The following is an 18,809-nucleotide window of genomic DNA, read 5'->3' as shown; positions in this document are numbered from 1 at the left end:
CCTGATTACCAGGGGAATTCGCCGCTGGCGTCTTCGACGAGCACCTCGCCGTCCATGAAGAACTTCTTGTACAGCGCGAGACTGGCCGCCAGCATCAGCAGAACCATGGCGGCGTAGAAGCCTTCGGCCGTCACGTTCGGCATGACGGGTTCCTTGGCGCCCCACCCGGCGAAGTCCGTCACCATCTGACGTACGAACAGCACGCCGAACACGATGGTCAGGGCCAGCGTCGTGAGGATGCCCAGCATCGCCAGGGGCGTGGAGCGGACCTTGTGAATGCCGGGGCGCAGTTCCATGCCTTCTGCCCAGACGCTGTACAGACCGATCAGGCCGTAGGTGAGCAGCACCATGATGAACGACGCCAGGAAGATCTCCGGCAGCTTGATGTCCTCAGGGACAAAGCGGCTGCGGTTCTTCAGGACGGCCGGGTCAATCTTGGTCTGGCTGGCCGCGATGGTCGCGGGTGTCAGCGGTTCCTCGATGTTGTTCCCCCAGGAGTGCAGCACGTAGTTCGCCACGGCGTACACCTCGTTCTCCTTGAGGCCCTGACCGACGGCTGGCATGGCGCCCTTGCCCTTCATGACGATGTTGTAGACGTAGGCGGGGTCCTGGGTGAGCTTCTCGTCGCCGGCCAGCCTGGGGCCGATGGCGCCCTGACCTTCCGCGCCGTGACAGCCCGCGCAGTTGGTGGTGAAGACCGTCTTCCCCACGGTAGGGAATTCCTTACTGATGTTCGCCACGACCGCCGGATCAACCACCACAGGTTCAGGCGCCGTTTCCTTGTTGAACAGGAACAGCAGGATGATCCACATAATGGCCGCGCACACGATGGCGACCCAGGGCATGACAGCGTCGTTTCTTTCCACGTTCCCTCTCCCTAAGCGTGAAGTGGCCTGTAATTTCCCGCCGTATCGCGGATGGAAATCCTGCTTTGAGGTGGCCTAATACGGGTCAGCATACCACGCGCCGAACATGCGCCCAGCCGCGCTTCTTCGGGGCTGCCTGCCAGACTTCGGCACCCTTTATGGTGCGCCTGACCGAGCGGTTAAATGTCCCCCCGCGCGCCCAGGCCACCCAGGTCGGACAGCAGTGTCCACAATGCGTCCGCGAGAACCCGCACGTCCTCATTCTCCGGATGCTCCCGCGGGTCCCGGCCCCCCTCGGAAAGCAGGGCCACCACCAGTGCGCGCGGGGTGAACAGCACGCCCACATCGTGGCGGACCCCCAGCAGTTCCCCACTCTTGGTGGCACTCCGGTACAACCGCTCCCCGTCCGCGCCACACGGCACGCGCCGGCCGATCAGGTCACGGTGATGCTGACGTTCCAGAATGTCCAGGGCCAGGGCAGTGTGCGCGCCGTCCAGCAGCTCACCCCTCATCAGGGCAAGCAGCAGGTCCGTCTGGTCACGGGCGGTGGTGGCGTTGCGCTCGCCGCGTCGCTGCGCCTCACTGCGCTGCTCCGCGGGCAGCTGCAACTTCCCCACCAGCCGCGAGCTCCGCAGACCCTGAGCGGCCAGCCAGGTATTCACCGCCTCCACGCCAAGCCGGCCGATCAGCAGGTTCGTGGCCGTGTTGTCACTCACGATGATCATCAGCGTCAGCACGTCCTGCCACGCCAGGGTCACGCCGGGCAGCAGTTCATGCAGCACCCCGGTGCCCGGCACCCGGTCGGCCGCGCCCACCACGACCTGCCCGCGCAGGTCAAGCCGTCCGGCCTGCGCGGCCTGCAACGCCATGATCAACAGCGGCACCTTGATCGTGCTAGCCGCCGGGAAGACCCGCTCCGCGTTCCAGGCCACGAGATCCTCGCCGGCCAGCGTGCACACCCGCAGACCCACCGTGCCCGGAAAGCCGCCCCCACGCAGACTGGCCTGAAACGCCGCGAGCCTCTCCCCCGCCCCGGCCGGCCGGTCCCCCAGGCTCATTCCGGGAGGTTCAGGCCTGCCAGAGCCGCAAACGGGTGCGCGGTGCCCACCGGCCGCAACGTGCAGAACGGCAGGGTGCCTTCCGGCTCCACGCGGTGCTCGCACCCCGGGCATTCGGGAAAGGCCTGCTCGGTGTACGCCAGGTCTGCCTCCCGGCTCGGCAGGCTCCACTCCCGCCCGCACCCGGCGCGGAACGACACTGGCGCCGCGGCCGCAGGCGGCGCCACGCGGCGGTTGTCGCGTTTACTCAAGGTTGGCGATCCCCTCCCGGATGGCGTACAGGGCCGCCTGCGTGCGGTTGTTCAGCTGCAATTTCGTGAAGATCTCCGACAGGCGGTTGCGCACGGTCTTCTCACTGATGTCCAGGCGCAGCGCGATGTCCTGGTTGGAGAACCCCTGCGCGAGCAGTTTCAGGATCATCGTCTCGCGCTCGTTCAGGTCGGCGTGCTTCTCGCTGGGCAGCTCCTCACGCTTGTCCCGGAAGTCATCCAGCACGTTCTGCGCCATGTCGGCGTCGAGCAGCGCCTCGCCGGCCGCCACGCGGCGGATCACGTCCAGCAGGGTTGCCGCGTCCGCGTCCTTCAGCACGTACCCACGTGCGCCGGCCTTCACGGCCTCGAACACGTACCGGTCCTGGCGGTACATGGTGATCATGATCACCCGGGCGTTCGGATCGATTTCCAGGATGCTCTGCGTGGCCTTCACGCCATCAAGTTCAGGCATCTGAATATCCATCAGAATCACGTCCGGGTGCGTATCGGCGGCGTAGCGGATGGCTTCACGGCCGTTGGCGGCCTCCCCGATCACGCGCATTCCCTCGGACTCCAGCAGGCTGCGCAGCCCCTGACGGAACAACGCGTGATCATCCACGAGCAAAACGCGAATCATACGTGCAGTCTAGAGCAGCCGGCCGGGACGCACCGGAAGCCACGCCGCCATCCGCGCCCGCAGAATTTTGTCAGCGGCGCCCCTGTAGACTGCCTGCCGTGATCACGTGGTTCGATGCGCTGCTGGTGACCCTCTGGGCTGCCCTGACCGCCCTGGGCGCCCGCCGGGGCCTGAGCGGCCTGGCCTGGGGCCTGGGCGGCGTGACGGCCGCGTTTCTCGCGAACTCCCTGGGCGGCGCCCCCGTCGCCCTGATCCTGGGCGCGCTGCTGGGCGCAGGTGCAGGCGTGGCCATCACCCGGCTGATTCACACGCCCCTGGAGGAGCCCTGGCACCTGGGTGCCGGCGCGGCCGGCGGGTTCGTGCTGGGCGGCGTGCTCATCGCCGCCATGGCCCTGAACTTCCCGATGGACCTGCGCGTGGACGCCCAGGGGGCCCGCGGCGTGTACCCGTCCGTGAGCCTGCCGCCGGCCGTGTACCGCGCCGTGCGGAACTCCGTCGTGCAAAGCGGTCTGCACGGCGTGTGGGGCAGCAACGCCGCCCTGAAAACCCTGCTGATTCCCGACCAGACCCGGCGCTGAACCCGGCGCTACTCGACCTGCACGGCCGGGGTTTCCGCGTGCGGCCGGTCCGCGCGCTGGCTGAGCACGGTGGCCACCACCACCAGCGCGCCCCCCAGGGCGCCCCGCGCCCCCACCTGCTCGCGGATCAGCACGAAACTGAACAGGGTGGCCGTGACCGGCTCCAGCGCGTAGATCAGACTGGCCTCCGCTGCCGACACCCACCGCTGTCCGATCGTCTGGAACAGCGTGGTCAGCGCGGTCGCCGCAATCCCCAGGTACAGCAGGGGGCCCCAGGCAGCCGCAGGCGGCAGCGCCGCGCCGGGCGCGCTGACCAGCACCCACACGAACGCCAGCGCGGTCACGCTCAGCACCTGCGCCAGCGTGAACGGCAGCGCGCCGTGCCGGCCCGCCATGCGCTCCAGGGTCACAATGAATCCCGCGTACGTCACCGCGCACGCCAGCGCCCACCCGTCCCCGGCCACCAGGGCGCCTCCCTCCCAGGACAGCAGGGCCAGTCCCGCCACCGCCAGCGGCAGCGCGCCCCACAGGGCGCCCGGCATGCGGCGGCGCTGCGCGATCACCAGCCACAGCGGCACGAGCACCACGCTCAGCGCCGTGAAGAACGCCGCGCGGTTGGCCGACGTGGTGTGCAGCGCGATGGTCTGCGTGCCGTACCCCGCGATCAGCCACGCGCCCAGAACCAGTCCGTCCCGCCACAGGGCGCCGCGCGGCCCAGCACCTGCCGCCACCTGACCGGAGGCCGGGCGACGCAGCCATAGCAGCGGCAGCAGCGCGAGCGTACCGATCAGGAACCGCCAGAAGATCAACGTGGCCGGCGGCAGCAGCTCACTGAGGGTTTTCACGACGGCGAAGGTGCTGCCCCACAGGCAGGTCACCAGGATCAGCAGCAGGACGCCGCGCGCACGGGCAGACATGCCCGGGATTCTAGGGGCTGCCGCCCCCCCGGCGATCAGCAGAACTGGACCTCTGCACAAACGCGCAGAGGTCCAGCCCGGATGCAGGTCAGCGGATGGTCGTGCGGAAGCAGGCGCTGCCCTGCTCGTTCACGGCCAGCGTGCCCAGCGTGACCGTCATGGTGCCCCGCCCAAAGCTGCCCGCTGCGCCGCTCAGCGTGCCCTTATCGGTCGCGTCTGCCGCGCTGGTCAGGTAGGTCACGGCAGCGCCCCGCGTCAGCTTCATGCCGAAGCCTGTGGCTGCGCTGGGCTCCTGAGCGTCGTACCCGTCCAGCTGGGCAGTCGTGCTGGCCGGCACCTGATCCTCCAGTACGAAGTTCGGCAGCGCCACGCCTCCCTCATTGCTGAACGCGACGCAGTACTCCAGCACCTCACCGGGCAGACCGCCGCCACTCGTCCCGGACGCTGCGTTCTGCGTCACGTTGCGCACTGTTTTGACCAGCCGTGCATTCACCAGCTGGGTCACGGCCGTGCCAGAGTTATTTGCACTGCCCGGGTCGCTTGTTGAGCTGCTCACGGTGGCCGTGTTCGTGAGGGTACGGGCCGCAGGCGTGCTGCTGAGCGTCGCGGGGCCCGGCGCGGTTGCGGTTACCGTCATGGTCTGCGTGGCCCCGGACGCCAGACTGGCGAGCGTCCAGGTGAGGGTCTGGCCACTCACGGCCGCCGCCGGGCTGCTGCTCACGTAGGTCAGCCCGGCGGGCAGCGGGTCGGTCAGGGTGACGCTGCTGGCGGCGCTGGGACCTGCGTTCGTGAGGGTCAGGGTGTACGTGAGGGTCTCCCCTGGTTTCGCGAAGCCAGGGCCGGTTTTGCTCACGCTCAGGTCAGCGACGGGCGTGACGGTGTCGGTGTCGGTCACGGTGCCGGTGGGGGTCGGGTCCGCCGTGCCGCTGGGAAGGGTGGCGGTCACGCTGTTACTGACCGACCCGCCCGTGGCGGTGACGGCGGCAGTCACGGTCAGGGTGATCCGGCCGCCGGCCGGCAGGGTCGCGACGCTCACCCCGGCTTCCAGGGTGGTGGCCGTGACAGCGGGACAGACAGCTCCGCCACTGGCGGTGCAGGTGGCAGCGGTTTTGTTCAGGCCAGCGGCGGCCGGGTCACGCAGCAGCGTCCCGTTCGCGCCACTGGGGCCGTTGTTGGTCAGGGTGATGGTGTACACCGTGGTTCCGCCCGCATTGACACTGCTTGCCCCGTTGCTTTTTGTGAGGAGCAGGTCCGCAGCCGGCTGGATGGTGACCGTCGTGGGGCTGGTCCCCGCGGTCTGCGCCTGAACAACGCTGCCGGCAGGCACCCCGGGCCAGCCTGCGGCGGCAGTCACCGCCGGCAGGAAGGGCGTGGCGGTGTCCACGTTGTCGGTCAGGACAGCGGTCAGGCCGGTGGCCGTGGCGCTGGCCTGGTTGCTCACAGTCGTGCCAGTGTCCACTGCCTGGGCCCGGACGGGAATGCTGACGCTGAGGGTCCCGTTGGCAGGGATGGTCTGGGGGCCGCTGAGCAGCTGTGTCGCCGCGCCGCTGCCGGTGTAGGTGCTGTTGACGGCCGAAGCGGTCACTGCGCCGTTGATCGTGACGGTCTGCGCGCCGGGCGAGGTGACGCTCACCCCTGTGGGCAGCGTATCGGTGATCTGCAGGCCACTAACTGCGGCGTTTCCGGTGTTCACGTACGTGACGCGGTAGGTGAGGGTGTCACCAGGCGTGATGGTGCCGCTTCCGTCCGCATCGGCGGTGAGGACCACGGACTTGAAGCCGTCCAGGACCGGCCGCAGCAGCACGGCGTCCGGGCGGTAGAAGTCGAAGGCCGTCAGGCGACCGCCCGACGTGCTGCCATTGGCGCCGGTGCGGGCCCCGTACACCAGTTTGAAACTGGCCTGGTTGGTGTAGAGGGCGCTCGCTTTATGTTCGTTGGCGGTGGCGATGCCCGGCTGCACGGTGGCGCTGCCCTGGTACAGCACGCCGCCGTCTACGGCCGTCGCTGCCGAGAGAGTGCTGGTCACCCCGGTGGCCAGACCCGTGTCGCCGGCAGGCACGCCCAGGAATTCAACAAATTCCCGCAAGGTGCCGCTGTCCCCGTCCGTGTCGAACGTGGAGACCCAGAACGTTCCGGGGAGGGCAGCTGTGCCGCCTCCCACGGCAGGAGCGGCGCCTCCGGCAGTCACCACGTCAAAGGTGAACTCGGCCCAGCCCGTGATGTTGGCGCTGGTCTGGGTGGGTTGCACCGTCGGCGCGAAGAACTGCGCGGCCGTGGCGACCGGCACGGGCGGCGTGGTGAGGTTCGGGGCTTCATTGTCGAAGGCCGCGACTAGCGTCGCAGCATTCAGTCGGGTCACTGTCACGATGACGTCGCGTTGCAGCGGGGACGTGCTGCTCAGGCCGCTGATCACGTTGTTGAAACGGCAGCGGCTGTTCAGGGTCAGCGTGCAGGCGCCGCCGCCGGGCACTGCGGTTCCACCGGTGAACTGCAGGTCCAGACCGGCAGCGCCCGCCAGGCCGGTCAGCAGGAGGGGCAGCGGAAGGCCCCGCCGGGTCAGGGTGCGGGCGGTGCGTCGAAGCAGGGGGGTCAGGGTGACCGTCATTCACATCCTCTCTTTCAGGGGGTCAGGCAGGCGGACGCGGGGCCGCAGTCTGATCAGCTCAGAGCTGTGGCGCCCCGCCGGGTAGGGACGAAGTGCGGCGCCGCCGTTTCAGGAGTCGCCCGTGGACTCTGCGTGCTGAGCCGGCTTCTGCCCTGTCGAGTCGTCGAGGGTCAGGTCCACGCGCAGGTACGCGCCCTGGCGGGTGTAGCTGGTGCCCAGGCCGTTGAAGCCCACGGGGTTGTACCCGGCGGTAATCCAGGTGCCGGGCAGCGCGCGGACACTGGCTTCCAGGCCGTAGCCGTACTGGGTGGTACTGGTGCCAGGCTGGGTGAGGACGCGGCCCCAGGCGCCGATACCGACGCGGTCGTTGACGTAGTAGGTGCCGCCCAGACCCAGCTGCGCGGTGAAGCTGTCGGAATCGTTCAGCATGGTGCGGGTGTCCACACCGGCGCGCACCGACCAGGTGGGCTGGCGGTACTCGGCGGCGAGGTTGCTGCTGAGTTCAGGCTGGTTGCCGGCCAGCGTGCCGTTGACGTAGCGGACCGTGCCCAGGGCATTGAAGGTCCGGTCGCGGTACGCGAAGCCCAGCGCGGCCCGCTGGCCGTTCTTTCCGGCGCCGAATTCCACGAGACCGTCGGCGGTGAGGGTCAGGTGCTCGCCGAGACTGCCACTGACGCCGCCGCGCAGAACCACGCCGAAACCCCTGTCGCCTGTGGTGAGATCGGTGCCGACCGTGGCGCTGAGCGTGTCGGTCTTGTAGTTCAGGTCGGCGCCGGCGCCCGCCTCGGCGCTTTTGCTGCCGATGTCGTAGGTGGCGCTGCCGCGGAGGCCGGCGGTCAGGTGGTCGGTCAGGGCGGAGGTGGTGCTGACGCCGAAGCGCGCGCGGTTGCCCTGGCCGCCCGCGGTGGGCAGGTCGTACGCCACCTGGTAGTTGGTGTTGCCCAGACGGCTGCTGAGGGTCAGGGCGGCGTTGTGGCCGGTGGTCCAGTTGATCTCATCGGTCACGCCGACCGTCACGGTGTCGGTCAGGGCGTAGCGGGCGCTGACGCTGGTCACAGGGGTCAGGTTGCCGCCCGCCGCCCCGGCGAGCGGCTGGGTGTGGCGCACGTCGATGTCCACAGGCGCCTGGTGGTACCCGGCGCTGATCACCGCACCCACGCCGTACTGGTCACCGAAGGCGTACTTCACGCCGGCGCCGACGCTGAAAGGCGCGAGGCGGTAGTCGGCGCGCGCGGTGACGCTGCCACCCTGGGTGCGGGTGTCGGCGGTGCTCAGGGTGTCGTGGTACTCGGCCTGCACGTTGCTGCTGAGGCTGGTGGTCAGGCGCGTGTCGACGCTGGCGCTGGCGGTCAGGCCGGCCGTGAAGGGCGCGAGGCCCTCGTAGGTGCCGTCCTGGTAGCGCACGCGGGCCTGGATGGCGCTGCGGCCGAGGCTGGTGCTGAAATCTGCGCTGGCCTGAAAGCCGCTGGAGTAGGCGAGCAGACCGTCGGCGCGGGTCGTGCCGTTGTCGTACGTGGCGCGCGCGCCGGCGGTCACGGTGCCGTCAAGGCTGACGGCGGCCACGCCGACACTGCCCTGCGCGGCCTGGTACTTGACCTGCGCGCCGTACGCCAGCTTGCGCTGGTCCAGGGCGCTGTTCAGGCGGTAGGTGGCCTGCACGCGCAGGTCGTTGAGGCTGGGGTCAACGTGATCCAGGGTGCGGGCGAGCGTGATGATGCCGGTGCGGGTGTCCAGGACGTAGTCCACGTTGCGTTGCAGCGTGACGTGGCCGAGGTCCTTGCCGGTGCCGCGTTCCAGCGTCACGACCTCCAGGGTTTCGCTGCCTTCGGAGACGTCGCCGTGCGTGAGCCGCAGCAGGCGGGTGTTTTCGGGAACGAGGACGTCGTGCACGCGGTCGTTGGGCACGAGGGCCGCGAAGCCGCTGACCTGGGGGGTGCTCTTGCTGCTGACGGTCAGGGCGGTCAGCTGTTCACGGACGGGCAGCACGTCAATGGGGAGGCTGCTGCGGCGGTACTCGGCGCGGAAGCTAGGGTGGTCGTAACGGATGCCGATGGGGTCGATGCCCTGCAGCGCAACCGCCTGGGTGCTGGCGTCCCCGTAGGCCGCGAAGCGTTTCTGGGGGTCGGTGTCGGTGGGCAGGCCGTCCTTGTTGGCCGCGACGTACAGTTTGCCGCCGGCAAGCGGCCCTTCGTAGGAGGCGCGGGCCTGCCAGGTGAGGTCGTTGCCGAGGCTCAGGCTGCCGTCCAGGCCAAGGGTGGCACTGACGACGCCCACGCCGACGCGGCTGCTGTCGGGCTTCACGTCGAAGGTATAGGTCCTGGTGTCCTGACCCTGCTGGACGTTCAGTTTCAGGGTGGTGGGCGCCGACTGGGGCTGCAGGACAAGTTCACCCTCGCCGTTGATGAGGCGCACCTGGTAACCGGATTCGCCGGGCAGGGCGTCGGCGTTGCGGGGTTCAAGGTTGCTGGTGACGGTCACGCTGCCCTGAGCGCTGAGGTTGCCGTTGGCGTCCAGGGTGCGGAGTTTTACGCGCAGCGGCGTGGCGCCGTCGGCAGTGAGGTTCACGGGCGTGACCTCGGTGCGTACAGTCGCGCCGACCAGCTGCACGCTGACCGTGTCATTCCCGAACTGCAGGGTGTTCTGGCCGGCTTTCAGCGGCACGCCCACGTACGTGAGCCGGCGCACGCCGCGGGCGGGGTCGGTGGTGGTCTCGCCGATCCGGTCGGTGCTGATTTCCTGACCGTTCACGGTCAGGGCCGCCGCCTGGTCGTCAGGCACTTCCACGGTCACGTTGATGCGGTCACGCAGTCGGATCAGGCTGCCGCGGAGCGGGAACTTGATCGCGCCGTCGTTCTCGGTGAGCGCTTCGGCGCTGTCCAGCGGACGGGCGGCGGCCAGGTCCTGCAGGTCCAGCTGTCCCTGGAGCGTCTCGCTGCGTTCACCCTTGAAGCGGGCCAGCAGGGCCGGTTCGCCCAGTTCATCGAGCGCTTCGGTGTGGGTGAGGTCGTACGTGACCGTGCCGCGCACGGCGGCGCTGGTGGCCGTCATGGCGCTGGTGGGGATGACCACCCAGTACAGGGTGCCGCTGGGGCCACGCACCGGGTCGGTGAGCGGCTGGCCGTTCAGGCGGGCGCTGCCGGGAATGAAGGTCGCGCCGGTCGTGGCGGGGTGGGCGATGACCAGCTCGGTGGACTGGCGCGGCGCGTCGAACGGCAGGGAGACGGTGCTGACCCGCTGCGCCTGGGGAGCCGCTGCCTCTGCGGGTGCAGGGGTGACGGCTTCGGCCAGGGCGGGCGCGGTGGGCGCCGGTTCGGCGGTGAGCTGAGCGCTGGCGGTCTGCACGGCGCTGCAGGTGTCGGAGCTGACCTGGGCGTTCAGGCTCAGTGGGCCGGCCTGCGTGACGCGGGCACGGTAACGGAGGGTGCGGGTCTCGCCGGCGCCCAGGGTGCCGGTGAAGGCGGTGTCGCTCAGGGCGTCGAGCCCGGCGGCGGGGGTGTCCTGCACGCGGTACGTGACGGGCTGCGCGGCCGTGTTCGTGACGCGCAGGCTGACGTCGATCTCCTCGCCGACCTGTGCGTCGGCGGGGGTTTCGCGCTGCACCTGCAGGCTGGTGGTGTCCGGCAGAACGTTCAGCTGCAGCTGGCGTTCCTCACCCCAGGGGGCGAGGCGGGCGGTGACGGTCAGCGGGCCGGGGCGCGTGGCGGTGGCGGTCAGGGTCACCTGGCCGGGCTGGGCGGCACTCAGGGTGCCCTGCGCGCGGCGCCCTTCACTGTCCAGGCCGGGGGCACTGAGACTGAGGTCCAGGGGCAGGTCCCCGGCAAAGGCGGTGACGGCGCGGGCCGTGACGGTCACGGTGTCACCCTGGCAGACCTCCAGCTTGTCGGCCTGGAGATCCAGGCCGACGCTGGGGCGGATCTGCACAAGGGTTTCACCGGTGCCGTCCCTGGGGACGGTGACGCTGGAGGTGCCGACCGTGACCTGGGCACCGGCGACGGGGGCGGCCGTCACCGGGTACGTGCCGGCCACGACGCGCCGCTCCAGCCGGCCATCGATGGTGACGGGCGTCTTGCCAAGCGTCACGGCGGCCCGGGTGGAGCGGGTTTCGCCGGGCAGAACGAGTTCGGCCCTGACGCGCAGCGTGCCGGTCTGGTCCACACGGGCGACCGTGATGGGTGCGGGGCTGCCGTCGCGCACGAGGCTGAACCCGACCGTGTTGCTGAACTGCTGCGCGGTTGCCGGCTGACGCAGTTCCACGGTGTAGGTGCCGGCCTTGGCGGGCAGGGGCAGGTCGGTGTGGTTCAGGTCGGCGCTGACCTGCAGGGGAAAGACGTTGCCCTGCGCGTCGCGCAGGCGGGCCTGAAGCTCCTGGGGGCCGTCGCCGTCGTACAGGCGCAGGGTGTGGGCGCGGCCGTCCGTGGTGACGTTCACGGCCGGGACCCAGTCGCGGCTGTGCACATTCACGCTGATCTGTTCGGCGCTCACTTCGGCGCTCACGCCGGCCAGCCGGATGGCGAAGGTGTTCTTGCCGCTGCCTTCGGTGGCGGCGCGGATGCGGTAGCGCCCGGCGGGCAGCGTCTGGTTCAGCAGGGTCTCCCAGCTGTGCTCGCCGGGCGTGAAGGTGCGGGTCAGGAGGATGGTGCCGTCGTCGCGCACCACCGTGAAGGTCGTGGTGACCTGGGGGCGGCCTGCGTCGTACTGCTCATCACCGTAGTAGGTGTCGGCGCGGTAGTCGCTGGGGGCCAGGCGGGGGCTGTACAGTTCCAGACGAACCGGACCGTCCAGAGGCACCTCCAGGTTCAGGTCCTGGTCGCCCAGGGACCACATCAGGCGGTCGCCGACGGTGGTCAGGGGCAGGCTGGTGCTGATCTCCTGCGCGGAGGCACTGACACTCACGGCCATGAGGGCCGAGAGGGCAGTGGCGATGCGCTTGAAGTCCGGTTGCACGTTCAGTACCTCCAGCTGAGTACCGGATCGGTCGTGGCGGCGCGTGGCTCGCCCGTCCAGTCAAAGCGGTAGGTGAGGTTCAGTTCACCTGCCCCGAAGGTACCAATGTGAATATTTCTGCCTTCTTTCAGCTGTGCGCCCACTGGGAGGGGATCGGTGAGCGTCAGATTCTCCAGGGTCCGCGGGGTGACCAGGCGCAGCGTGACCACGTACCCGCCGTCCACGGCGTATACCGTTTTCTCCAGACGCACGTCCCCCATGGTGAGGGTGGTGCGGCGCAGCGCGTTGATCTCCCCGCCGAGCGGCGCCAGCGGAAAGTCCGCGCTGGTCAGGCCCCGCACGAAGACCGTCTGGGTGCCGCTCAGGCCGCCGTCCTGCGGGACGTGCAGGGGGGGGTAGGGGGTGGTGTTGGGGTCCAGGCGCAGCGCCTGCGTGCCCAGGCCCACGTTCGGGAAGGCGTAGCGGCCGCGCGCGTCGGTGAGGGCCTCGCGGCCGCCGGCGAGCAGGAGGCGTGCGCGCGGCACGGGGAGGTCCAGGAGGGGGTCGAACAGGCCGTTGCGGTTGCGGTCTACGAACACAGTGCCGACAATATCGGCCAGAGGCGCGAATTTCAGTGGGTTGAGTTTCGTGGTGGCGGTGGCGCGGTTGCTGGCGACAGCGCGCGCGCCGCCCGCCCCGGTCCCGGTGACTTCCACGGTGTTCACGATCTGGCTGCCCGCTTCGGGCGTCACGCGTGTCTGGTACGTGATCGTGGCGGTCTGGCCGGGCTTGAGTTCCCCGGCGGTCCAGCGCAGTACGCCGCCACTGACGCTGGGGTCACTCAGTGGCTGCCCGTTCAGGGTGCTGGTGCCGTTCAGGTACTCCAGGCCGGGGGCGGGCGTGTCGGTCACGACGGCGCCGGTGATGGCGGTGGTGGTGGACTGGTTGGTGATTCTCAGCGTGTACGTCAGCTTGTCGCCGTAATTGGCCTCGGCGGCGCTGACGGTCTTCTCGATCACCAGGCGGCCGCTCCAGACGGGGGTCTGTACCTCGTTGCTGGGCAGCGTGCCGTTCAGTTCGCTGCTGACCATGGTGAAGGTGTTGCGCAGGGATTCGCCGTCCACGGCGCGGTCAGAGACGCGGGTGCCGACTGTCAGGGTTCGGGTTTCCCCGGCCTCCAGGCGTTCCAGGGTCCAGGTGACGACCTGCGCGCCGGGCTGGCCGGTCACCTGGGCGCCGGTGCTGGCGCTGGTCAGGTCCAGGTGAGCGGGCAGCGGATCGGTCAGGACGACGTTCGTGAGGGGGCGCGTGTAGGGGTTACGGACACTGAGGGTGTAGGTGATGGTGTCAGCAGTGGCGACCGTGCCGCCCTCAGGTATTACAACTTTCTGACTGTCCGCGTTCAGGGTGCTCGCCTCGAACGCCTTGCGCAGTTCCGGCAGGCCACTTTCGACCGTGCCGATGACGTCACTCGTGGCGTTGCTGGTGCCGCGGTCCCCGCGAATGGTGATCAGGGCGTTCAGCGGGCCGACCTGCGCGTCGTAGCACACACGCACCGGGGCGCTCTGCCCGGCCTCCAGCGTGATGGGCTGCGCGAGCGGCTGGCCGTTCTCGCCGTACAGCGTGGCGGTGGCGCCGCCCTGCGGGTACGTGATGGTCACGCGGTACGTGTCGCGCACGTCCCCCGTGTTCCGGGCGGTGTGGTCGAAGCACACCAGCTGCCCGGCGACCGCCAGCGGTTTGTTCTGCTGGTCGGCGGGGCTCCCTTCAGGCGCGTCGGGCGTGCCGGCCGGGCCGATGGCCACCGCCGGCTGGTAGCGCACGTCGGCGGTAGCGCTGCCCGACACGGTTCCGGCGCCGGTCTGGGCGGTGGCGGTGTTCACGAACGCCTGGTTTTCGGCGTCGTTGGTGGCCAGCATCCGGAAGGTCAGGGTCACGGCCGCGGCGGGTGCCAGGGCGGGCACGCGTGCGCGCACCCCGCGCACCGGGCTGGGTTCCGTGGCGCTCCACGTGGTGCCGTCCTGGGTGTACTCCAGGGTGCCGGCGTTCGTGTGGGCGCTGCCGGGCACGAACTGCAGGCCGCGTGCGATCTGCTCGGCCAGCCGGTCCGTGAGGATCACCTCGCGGCTTTCGCCCTGGCCGGTGTTGGTGGTCGTGACGGTCACGGTGGTTTCCGTGCCGGGCCGCACCAGGGCAGGCGTGAAGGTTTTCTGCACGTCCAGCACGGGCGGCGGTCCGACCCGCACGAGGCTCACGTTGTTGCTGTCCTCGCTGGTGCCGGCGCAGCTGCTCACCAGGTTCAGGTAGGCCTCGCCCTGCGCGGCGCCGCTGACGACCACCAGCACGGCCGCCTGCTCGTCGGGCGCCAGCGTCACGGTGCTCACGGTGGGTTCGTCCGGGTCGGCCTGCCCGTTCCCGTTCAGGTCACGGACAAGCTGCGTGGCGGGGCTGATGGTGCTGGGCGACTCGGTCCGCAGGGTCAGTGGGAACGTCTCGGTGGTGTTCCCGGTGTTCACCACGGTGTATTGGAAGGTGGCGCGCTCCCCGGGCAGCAGTGCGGCGCGCTGGCCGGGCTGCGCGGGCGTGCCGTCCGGCGCGACGCTCACCGAGCACACGGCCTGCACCACGGTCCGCACGACGTTCGACACGGCCTGCGTGGGGTCCTGCGGGTTGGGCGGCACGAAGTCCGCCTGCGCCTGGTTCACGATTTCCGTGCCTGCCGGCGTCAGGGCGTGGGCCGTGGAGGTCAGGACCAGCAGAGCGGTGAGGGTCGGGAGCAGGGGGGAACGGTTCACGGTGGGCTCCTTGCGGTGGGCGCACCTGCAGTGCGGGGAGAGGCGGCGGCGCACTCAAATGTGCGAAATTCAATATTGAGTCTGCTGTTGTGAAAACGGCGCACCCCGCGTTCAGGCAGGGTGCGCCGCGGCCCGTTTACTTGACGGTAACGATGAACTCGGCCGTCAGGGTAGTGCTGGCGGGGAGGATGTCGGGGATCAGGTCGCTGTTGTTGTCCAGGGCGATCTTGATCACGGTGGCGCTTGCCAGGCCGGCTGTGGGAGCGGTGGCGCTCCAGCCGCCGCTGTTCACCTGGTAGATGACCTTGCTGGTGATGGCGTTCCCGGCGCTGTCGAGCAGGGCGATGCTCTTGAACGTGGTGTTGGCCGGCACGGCGTCGCTCAGGAAGAAGCCGCTGATGCCCGTGTTGTAGTTGTTCTTCCCGATGATGCGGTAGCGGATGTCGTCGCCGGGCCTGGCGCCGGTCGCACCGGTCGAGGTGAAGTTGGCCGGGTTGTTCACGCCGTTGACGGGGTTGCTGTCCGCCGTCACGCCGGACTTGAAGACGAACTTCGCCACAGCCACATTCCCGTTCGGGGAGACGCGGATCACGTCGTTCAGGTCGGACATGCTGATGGTGCTGTAGTTGCCGGCGGCGTACTGGCTGACAGTGTAGTCGCCGGTGCGGGTGCCGGTGGGCACGTCAACCAGCCCGTAGGCCTTGTACTCGGTGCCGGGCGCCGTGACGGGCGTGATGAACTTGTTGTAGTCGGGGCTCTGGGGGTCGGTGCTCAGGCGGGGCAGCAGGGAGCCGTCCGGGGCGTAGTACAGCACGGGCACAGTGATGGTGGCGCTGGTGGCGGCGACTGTCAGGATCACGCTGCCGGACAGCGTGAAGCTGTCGTTGTACTGACCGTTGTTCACGATGTCCATGCGGAACACGGCGGTCGAGTCACTCAGGTCAGGGCTGCTGACGCCGGAGAACGTGCCGTTGGGGTTGACGGTCTGCGTGACCACCGTGGCGCTGCTGGTGCCCAGCAGGCTGGTTTCGTCACCGAACTGCGCGGCCGGAGCGTAGATGGTGTTGGTGGTGCTGCTGTCAGACACGATGCCCGCGTCTTTCAGGGAGTCCGCGCCGAGCTTCACGACAACCGCGGCGATCGGGTCGCTGTCGTTGGGGTCGGGGTAGGTGACTTCGGTGCGGTAGACCGCAGTGCTGCCGCTGGGCACGGTTACGGTGGGGTACTGCGCGACGGTCGGGTCGCTGGGGCTGCTGGACACCAGGATGGGGCTGCCGGTTACGGGGTCCAGGAAGCGGATGATCACGCCGGTGGCGCTGTTCGTGAACGTGCCTGCGGTGGCGTTGTACACGTAGGCGGTGTCAACGGTGCCGTCGGCCAGCACCGGGAACAGCTGCACGCGGTCGGTGGTGCCGCTGGTGTTCGTCAGGTTGTTGGTGAACACCACAACGTCGTTCAGGTTGTTCGCGTCGGCCTTGGGGTAGGCGATCTGGTTGTCGGTGGCCACGTTGGCCACGATGGGCGTGCCGGTGGGCGTGGGATCGCCGGTCGGAACGGTAGGGTTGAGGTACCCGGTGGCCGGGACGGTGGGGTCGGCGTCGCCGGTCTTGCCGGTGACTTCGGTGGGAATCTGCACCGTCTGGCTGGGCGGCACGAGCGCGGGGTTGGTGATGGGGGTGCCCTTGCTGTCGACCGGGGTGCTGGGGCTGGTGTTGGGGTTGTTGTCCAGCGACGGAGCGAACACCGTGATACGCACGTACTGCAGGTCGGTGTCGAGCGCCTTGCCGTTTTCGTAGTTGTTGGTGGTGCCGCTGGCGTAGCCGTTGCCCGGCTGGGCGAGGGGGTCGCTGCCGGCGGTGCCGGTCACGGCGCCGCGGGGGGAGGCGCCAAAAACGCTGGTGGGGGTGATCTGGGCAGGGTCAGTGGGCAGGGTCACGACCTGCACAATCCGCACGACGCCTTCATCGGCGCTGGTGGCGGGATCATCCACGGGCACGGTGACGGAGGTCAGCGCGGTGGTGTTGTCGGCCACTCCGTCGCCGTTGGCGTCAATAAAGTACTGAACGGTCTGACCCGGGGCGGCGTTGGTGGTGGCGGCCGTGAGATTCACCGTGAGTTCGATGTTGCCGGTGTTCAGGACGGAGTAGGCGGTGGTGATTTTCTGCCCGGGGACCGCGCCGGTGGTGACGATGGGGGTGGTGCTGATGGTGTTGCCGTCGGCAGTGCCGTCGCTGTACACCACGTCGAAGCCCGGGAGGGGCAGCACGGTCGTGGTGACCTTGTTGGAGGTGCTGGTCAGGGTGCTGCTGGTGTTCGCGGGGTCCTGGAAGCTGGCGGTCGCAGTGTTTTCAATGGCGGTGCCGGCGACGGTGCCGGCAGCGCTGGCGGTACCGGCGGCCAGGGCGGCCATCAGGGCGATCAGACGGGTTTTGTTCATGCGTTCCTCCGGAGGGGGGTAAGGCTTACTTGACCTGGATGCGGTAGCCGAGTTTCAGGGTCTGCGCGGCACCCAGTTCGCTGATGGTCCAGCGGACGGTGGTGTACTCGCTGGGGTTCACCTCGACCTCTTTGGTCACGCTGCGGCCGTTCTCGGTGACGGTGACTTTTTTCCTGAGGGGCGCAGCGGCGAAGGTCTTGCCGCCGTCGGCGGAGTACTCGGTGCGGACGTTGCCTTGGGGCTGCTCGGCGCTGAGGTACCGGGTGTTCTTGGGGACAGGCAGGGTCACGGGAACGCTCTGGATGGTTCTGGCGCTGGTGTTGCGGACGGTCACGACCTGGCTGATGACGTCGCCGGGCAGCACGGTCTTGGGGCTGGGGGTGAGCTGTTCGGTGACTTTGCCGTCAAGCTTGACGTTCTTCACCAGCGACATCACGAGGTTCAGGCTGACGGGGCTGGTCGTTTGGGCGGCGGCCAGGCCCGCGAGGCTGAGGATCATGGTGAGCTTCAGGGATTTCATAGGGATCTCCTTGGGGAAGGTGGGGCGCCAGGTTTGGCGGCGCGCTGGTGCAGTCCGCAGCCTGCCAGGACTCAGGGGAGATTAAGGAGAGATTTATTACGTCCTGCTTACACACTGTTCTCATTTTCAGGCCGACTCATTTTTTCCGAAGTGCGTTGCCGCGGCCTGACAGGATGAGGCCACGTGGAAAAATCCACACCAGCTGCACAGATTACGTCAGGAGCGGCCTCAACGGCAATCCGGCGACCTCAGCGGGCTCCCCACTGTGGCAGCCACCGGGGGGGCCCATGGACGCTCGGATGACCCACAAAAAGGTTGCCCAGAGGGTCTTCAGGCCGTTCTGTCAGATTTCTGAAAGGAAAACGCAAGCAGCCTCAACGGCCAAACCGGCGCTCACGGCCCTGAAAATCACGAAGGGCACGCAGAAAATCAACCCGGCGGAACCCCGGCCAGTACACATCACAGAAGTAGTACTCGGAATACACGCTCTGCCAGAGCATGAACCCCGACAGCCGGATCTCCCCACTCGTCCGGATGATGAAGTCCGGGTCGGGGATGTCCGCGGCGTACAGGTGCGCGCGGATGTGTTCCGGCGTCAACGTCTGCGCCACGTCCAGCAGCGACCGGCCTTCCTGGGCCTGCTGGGTCAGGTGCAGCTTCACCGCGTCCACGATCTCCTCGCGCCCGCCGTACCCCACGGCAATGTTCAGGCGCATACCGTCGTAGGCGGCTGTCTTCTCCTCCAGGTCCTTCAGGGCGGTGAGCACCTGCGGAGGAAAGCCGCTGTGCTGCCCGATGGCGCGCACCCGCACGCGGTTGGCGTGAATCCGGGGGTCCGTGGCGAGGTTGCGCGCCTCTCGTTCCAGCAGCGTCAGGATGTGCGCCAGTTCATCCGGGTCACGGCTGGTGTTGTCCGTTGACAGCACCCAGATGGTCGCGGCCGGAATCCCCAGTTCCAGGCACCACTGCAGCACCTCGTGCGCCTTGTCCGCCCCAAAAGAATGCCCCATCTCGCGCTGCATGCCGCTGGCCCGGGCGAAGCGGCGGTTCCCGTCCAGAATCAGGCCCAGGTGGCGTGGCAGGCGGTCGTGCGCGCGCACGTCGCGCCCCAGGCGCTGTTCATACCCCCACAGCAGAGCTCCCCGCGCCGCGTTCCTGAGATTCTGAGCGGTCCGGAGGGCAACTTTGAGGGGCTCACGCGACATAACGCCGCCAGTTTAGC

12 protein-coding genes are annotated in these 18,809 nt (G+C 68.8%); 1 reads left to right on the top strand and 11 read right to left on the bottom strand.

Annotated elements, in window-relative coordinates; all coding sequences use genetic code 11:
- Window positions 1-5 precede the first annotated feature (5 nt).
- The 4 genes from LAJ19_RS00730 to LAJ19_RS00715 form a co-directional block, all read right to left on the bottom strand.
- Complete coding sequence (locus LAJ19_RS00730) at window positions 6-866, bottom strand: c-type cytochrome (protein ID WP_225476437.1); 861 nt, start codon at window positions 864-866, stop codon at window positions 6-8.
- Window positions 867-1,045: 179 nt separating this feature from the next.
- On the bottom strand, window positions 1,046-1,924 hold the full coding sequence (locus LAJ19_RS00725) for a serine hydrolase (protein ID WP_225476436.1): 879 nt from the start codon (window positions 1,922-1,924) through the stop codon (window positions 1,046-1,048).
- The gene (locus LAJ19_RS00720) at window positions 1,921-2,175 is read right to left on the bottom strand and encodes a hypothetical protein (RefSeq protein WP_225476435.1); all 255 of its coding nucleotides are present in this window, start codon (window positions 2,173-2,175) and stop codon (window positions 1,921-1,923) included. Before LAJ19_RS00720 ends, LAJ19_RS00725 begins: the two co-directional genes overlap by 4 nt.
- Window positions 2,168-2,812 carry a response regulator transcription factor gene (locus LAJ19_RS00715; RefSeq protein ID WP_225476434.1) on the bottom strand — a complete coding sequence of 215 codons (645 nt, stop codon included), beginning with the start codon at window positions 2,810-2,812 and terminating at the stop codon, window positions 2,168-2,170. The genes LAJ19_RS00720 and LAJ19_RS00715 overlap by 8 nt, the downstream gene beginning before the upstream one ends.
- A gap of 98 nt (window positions 2,813-2,910) precedes the next feature.
- Here LAJ19_RS00715 and LAJ19_RS00710 point away from each other — a divergent pair, with 98 nt between their 5' ends.
- Complete coding sequence (locus LAJ19_RS00710) at window positions 2,911-3,390, top strand: hypothetical protein (protein WP_225476433.1); 480 nt, start codon at window positions 2,911-2,913, stop codon at window positions 3,388-3,390.
- An 8-nt stretch (window positions 3,391-3,398) separates the two neighbouring features.
- Here LAJ19_RS00710 and LAJ19_RS00705 read toward each other — a convergent pair whose 3' ends face one another.
- The 7 genes from LAJ19_RS00705 to LAJ19_RS00675 all read right to left on the bottom strand — a co-directional run bounded on the left by LAJ19_RS00705 (window position 3,399) and on the right by LAJ19_RS00675 (window position 18,792).
- Window positions 3,399-4,307, bottom strand: a complete 909-nt coding sequence (locus LAJ19_RS00705; protein WP_225476432.1) for a DMT family transporter — start codon at window positions 4,305-4,307, stop codon at window positions 3,399-3,401.
- An 88-nt stretch (window positions 4,308-4,395) separates the two neighbouring features.
- A complete protein-coding gene (locus tag LAJ19_RS00700) occupies window positions 4,396-6,912 on the bottom strand; it encodes a DUF11 domain-containing protein (RefSeq protein ID WP_225476431.1) in 2,517 nt (838 codons plus the stop codon).
- 108 nt (window positions 6,913-7,020) lie between these two features.
- On the bottom strand, window positions 7,021-11,856 hold the full coding sequence (locus tag LAJ19_RS00695; RefSeq protein WP_349774816.1) for a DUF11 domain-containing protein: 4,836 nt from the start codon (window positions 11,854-11,856) through the stop codon (window positions 7,021-7,023).
- Window positions 11,857-11,858: 2 nt separating this feature from the next.
- Window positions 11,859-14,630 carry an isopeptide-forming domain-containing fimbrial protein gene (locus tag LAJ19_RS00690; RefSeq protein ID WP_225476430.1) on the bottom strand — a complete coding sequence of 924 codons (2,772 nt, stop codon included), beginning with the start codon at window positions 14,628-14,630 and terminating at the stop codon, window positions 11,859-11,861.
- Window positions 14,631-14,766: 136 nt separating this feature from the next.
- Complete coding sequence (locus LAJ19_RS00685) at window positions 14,767-17,067, bottom strand: Rta and bZIP domain-containing protein (RefSeq protein ID WP_225476429.1); 2,301 nt, start codon at window positions 17,065-17,067, stop codon at window positions 14,767-14,769.
- Window positions 17,068-17,092: 25 nt separating this feature from the next.
- Window positions 17,093-17,587, bottom strand: coding sequence for a hypothetical protein (locus LAJ19_RS00680; protein ID WP_225476428.1), 495 nt, complete (start codon window positions 17,585-17,587; stop codon window positions 17,093-17,095).
- A gap of 374 nt (window positions 17,588-17,961) precedes the next feature.
- Window positions 17,962-18,792, bottom strand: a complete 831-nt coding sequence (locus LAJ19_RS00675) for an isoprenyl transferase (RefSeq protein ID WP_225476427.1) — start codon at window positions 18,790-18,792, stop codon at window positions 17,962-17,964.
- Between the last annotated feature and the right edge of the window lie 17 nt (window positions 18,793-18,809).

Source organism: Deinococcus taeanensis, from assembly GCF_020229735.1.
Lineage (GTDB): Bacteria > Deinococcota > Deinococci > Deinococcales > Deinococcaceae > Deinococcus > Deinococcus taeanensis.
The sequence above is the reverse complement of the archived record's forward strand: the minus strand, read 5'-3'. Positions and strand labels throughout refer to the sequence as shown.

Coding starts and splice junctions, on each gene's coding strand:
- LAJ19_RS00725 (WP_225476436.1), bottom strand. CDS start 1,924: ATGAGCCTGGGGGACCGGCCGGCCGGGGCGGGGGAGAGGCTCGCGGCG.
- LAJ19_RS00715 (WP_225476434.1), bottom strand. CDS start 2,812: ATGATTCGCGTTTTGCTCGTGGATGATCACGCGTTGTTCCGTCAGGGG.
- LAJ19_RS00705 (WP_225476432.1), bottom strand. CDS start 4,307: ATGTCTGCCCGTGCGCGCGGCGTCCTGCTGCTGATCCTGGTGACCTGC.
- LAJ19_RS00700 (WP_225476431.1), bottom strand. CDS start 6,912: ATGACGGTCACCCTGACCCCCCTGCTTCGACGCACCGCCCGCACCCTG.
- LAJ19_RS00685 (WP_225476429.1), bottom strand. CDS start 17,067: ATGAACAAAACCCGTCTGATCGCCCTGATGGCCGCCCTGGCCGCCGGT.
- LAJ19_RS00680 (WP_225476428.1), bottom strand. CDS start 17,587: ATGAAATCCCTGAAGCTCACCATGATCCTCAGCCTCGCGGGCCTGGCC.
- LAJ19_RS00675 (WP_225476427.1), bottom strand. CDS start 18,792: ATGTCGCGTGAGCCCCTCAAAGTTGCCCTCCGGACCGCTCAGAATCTC.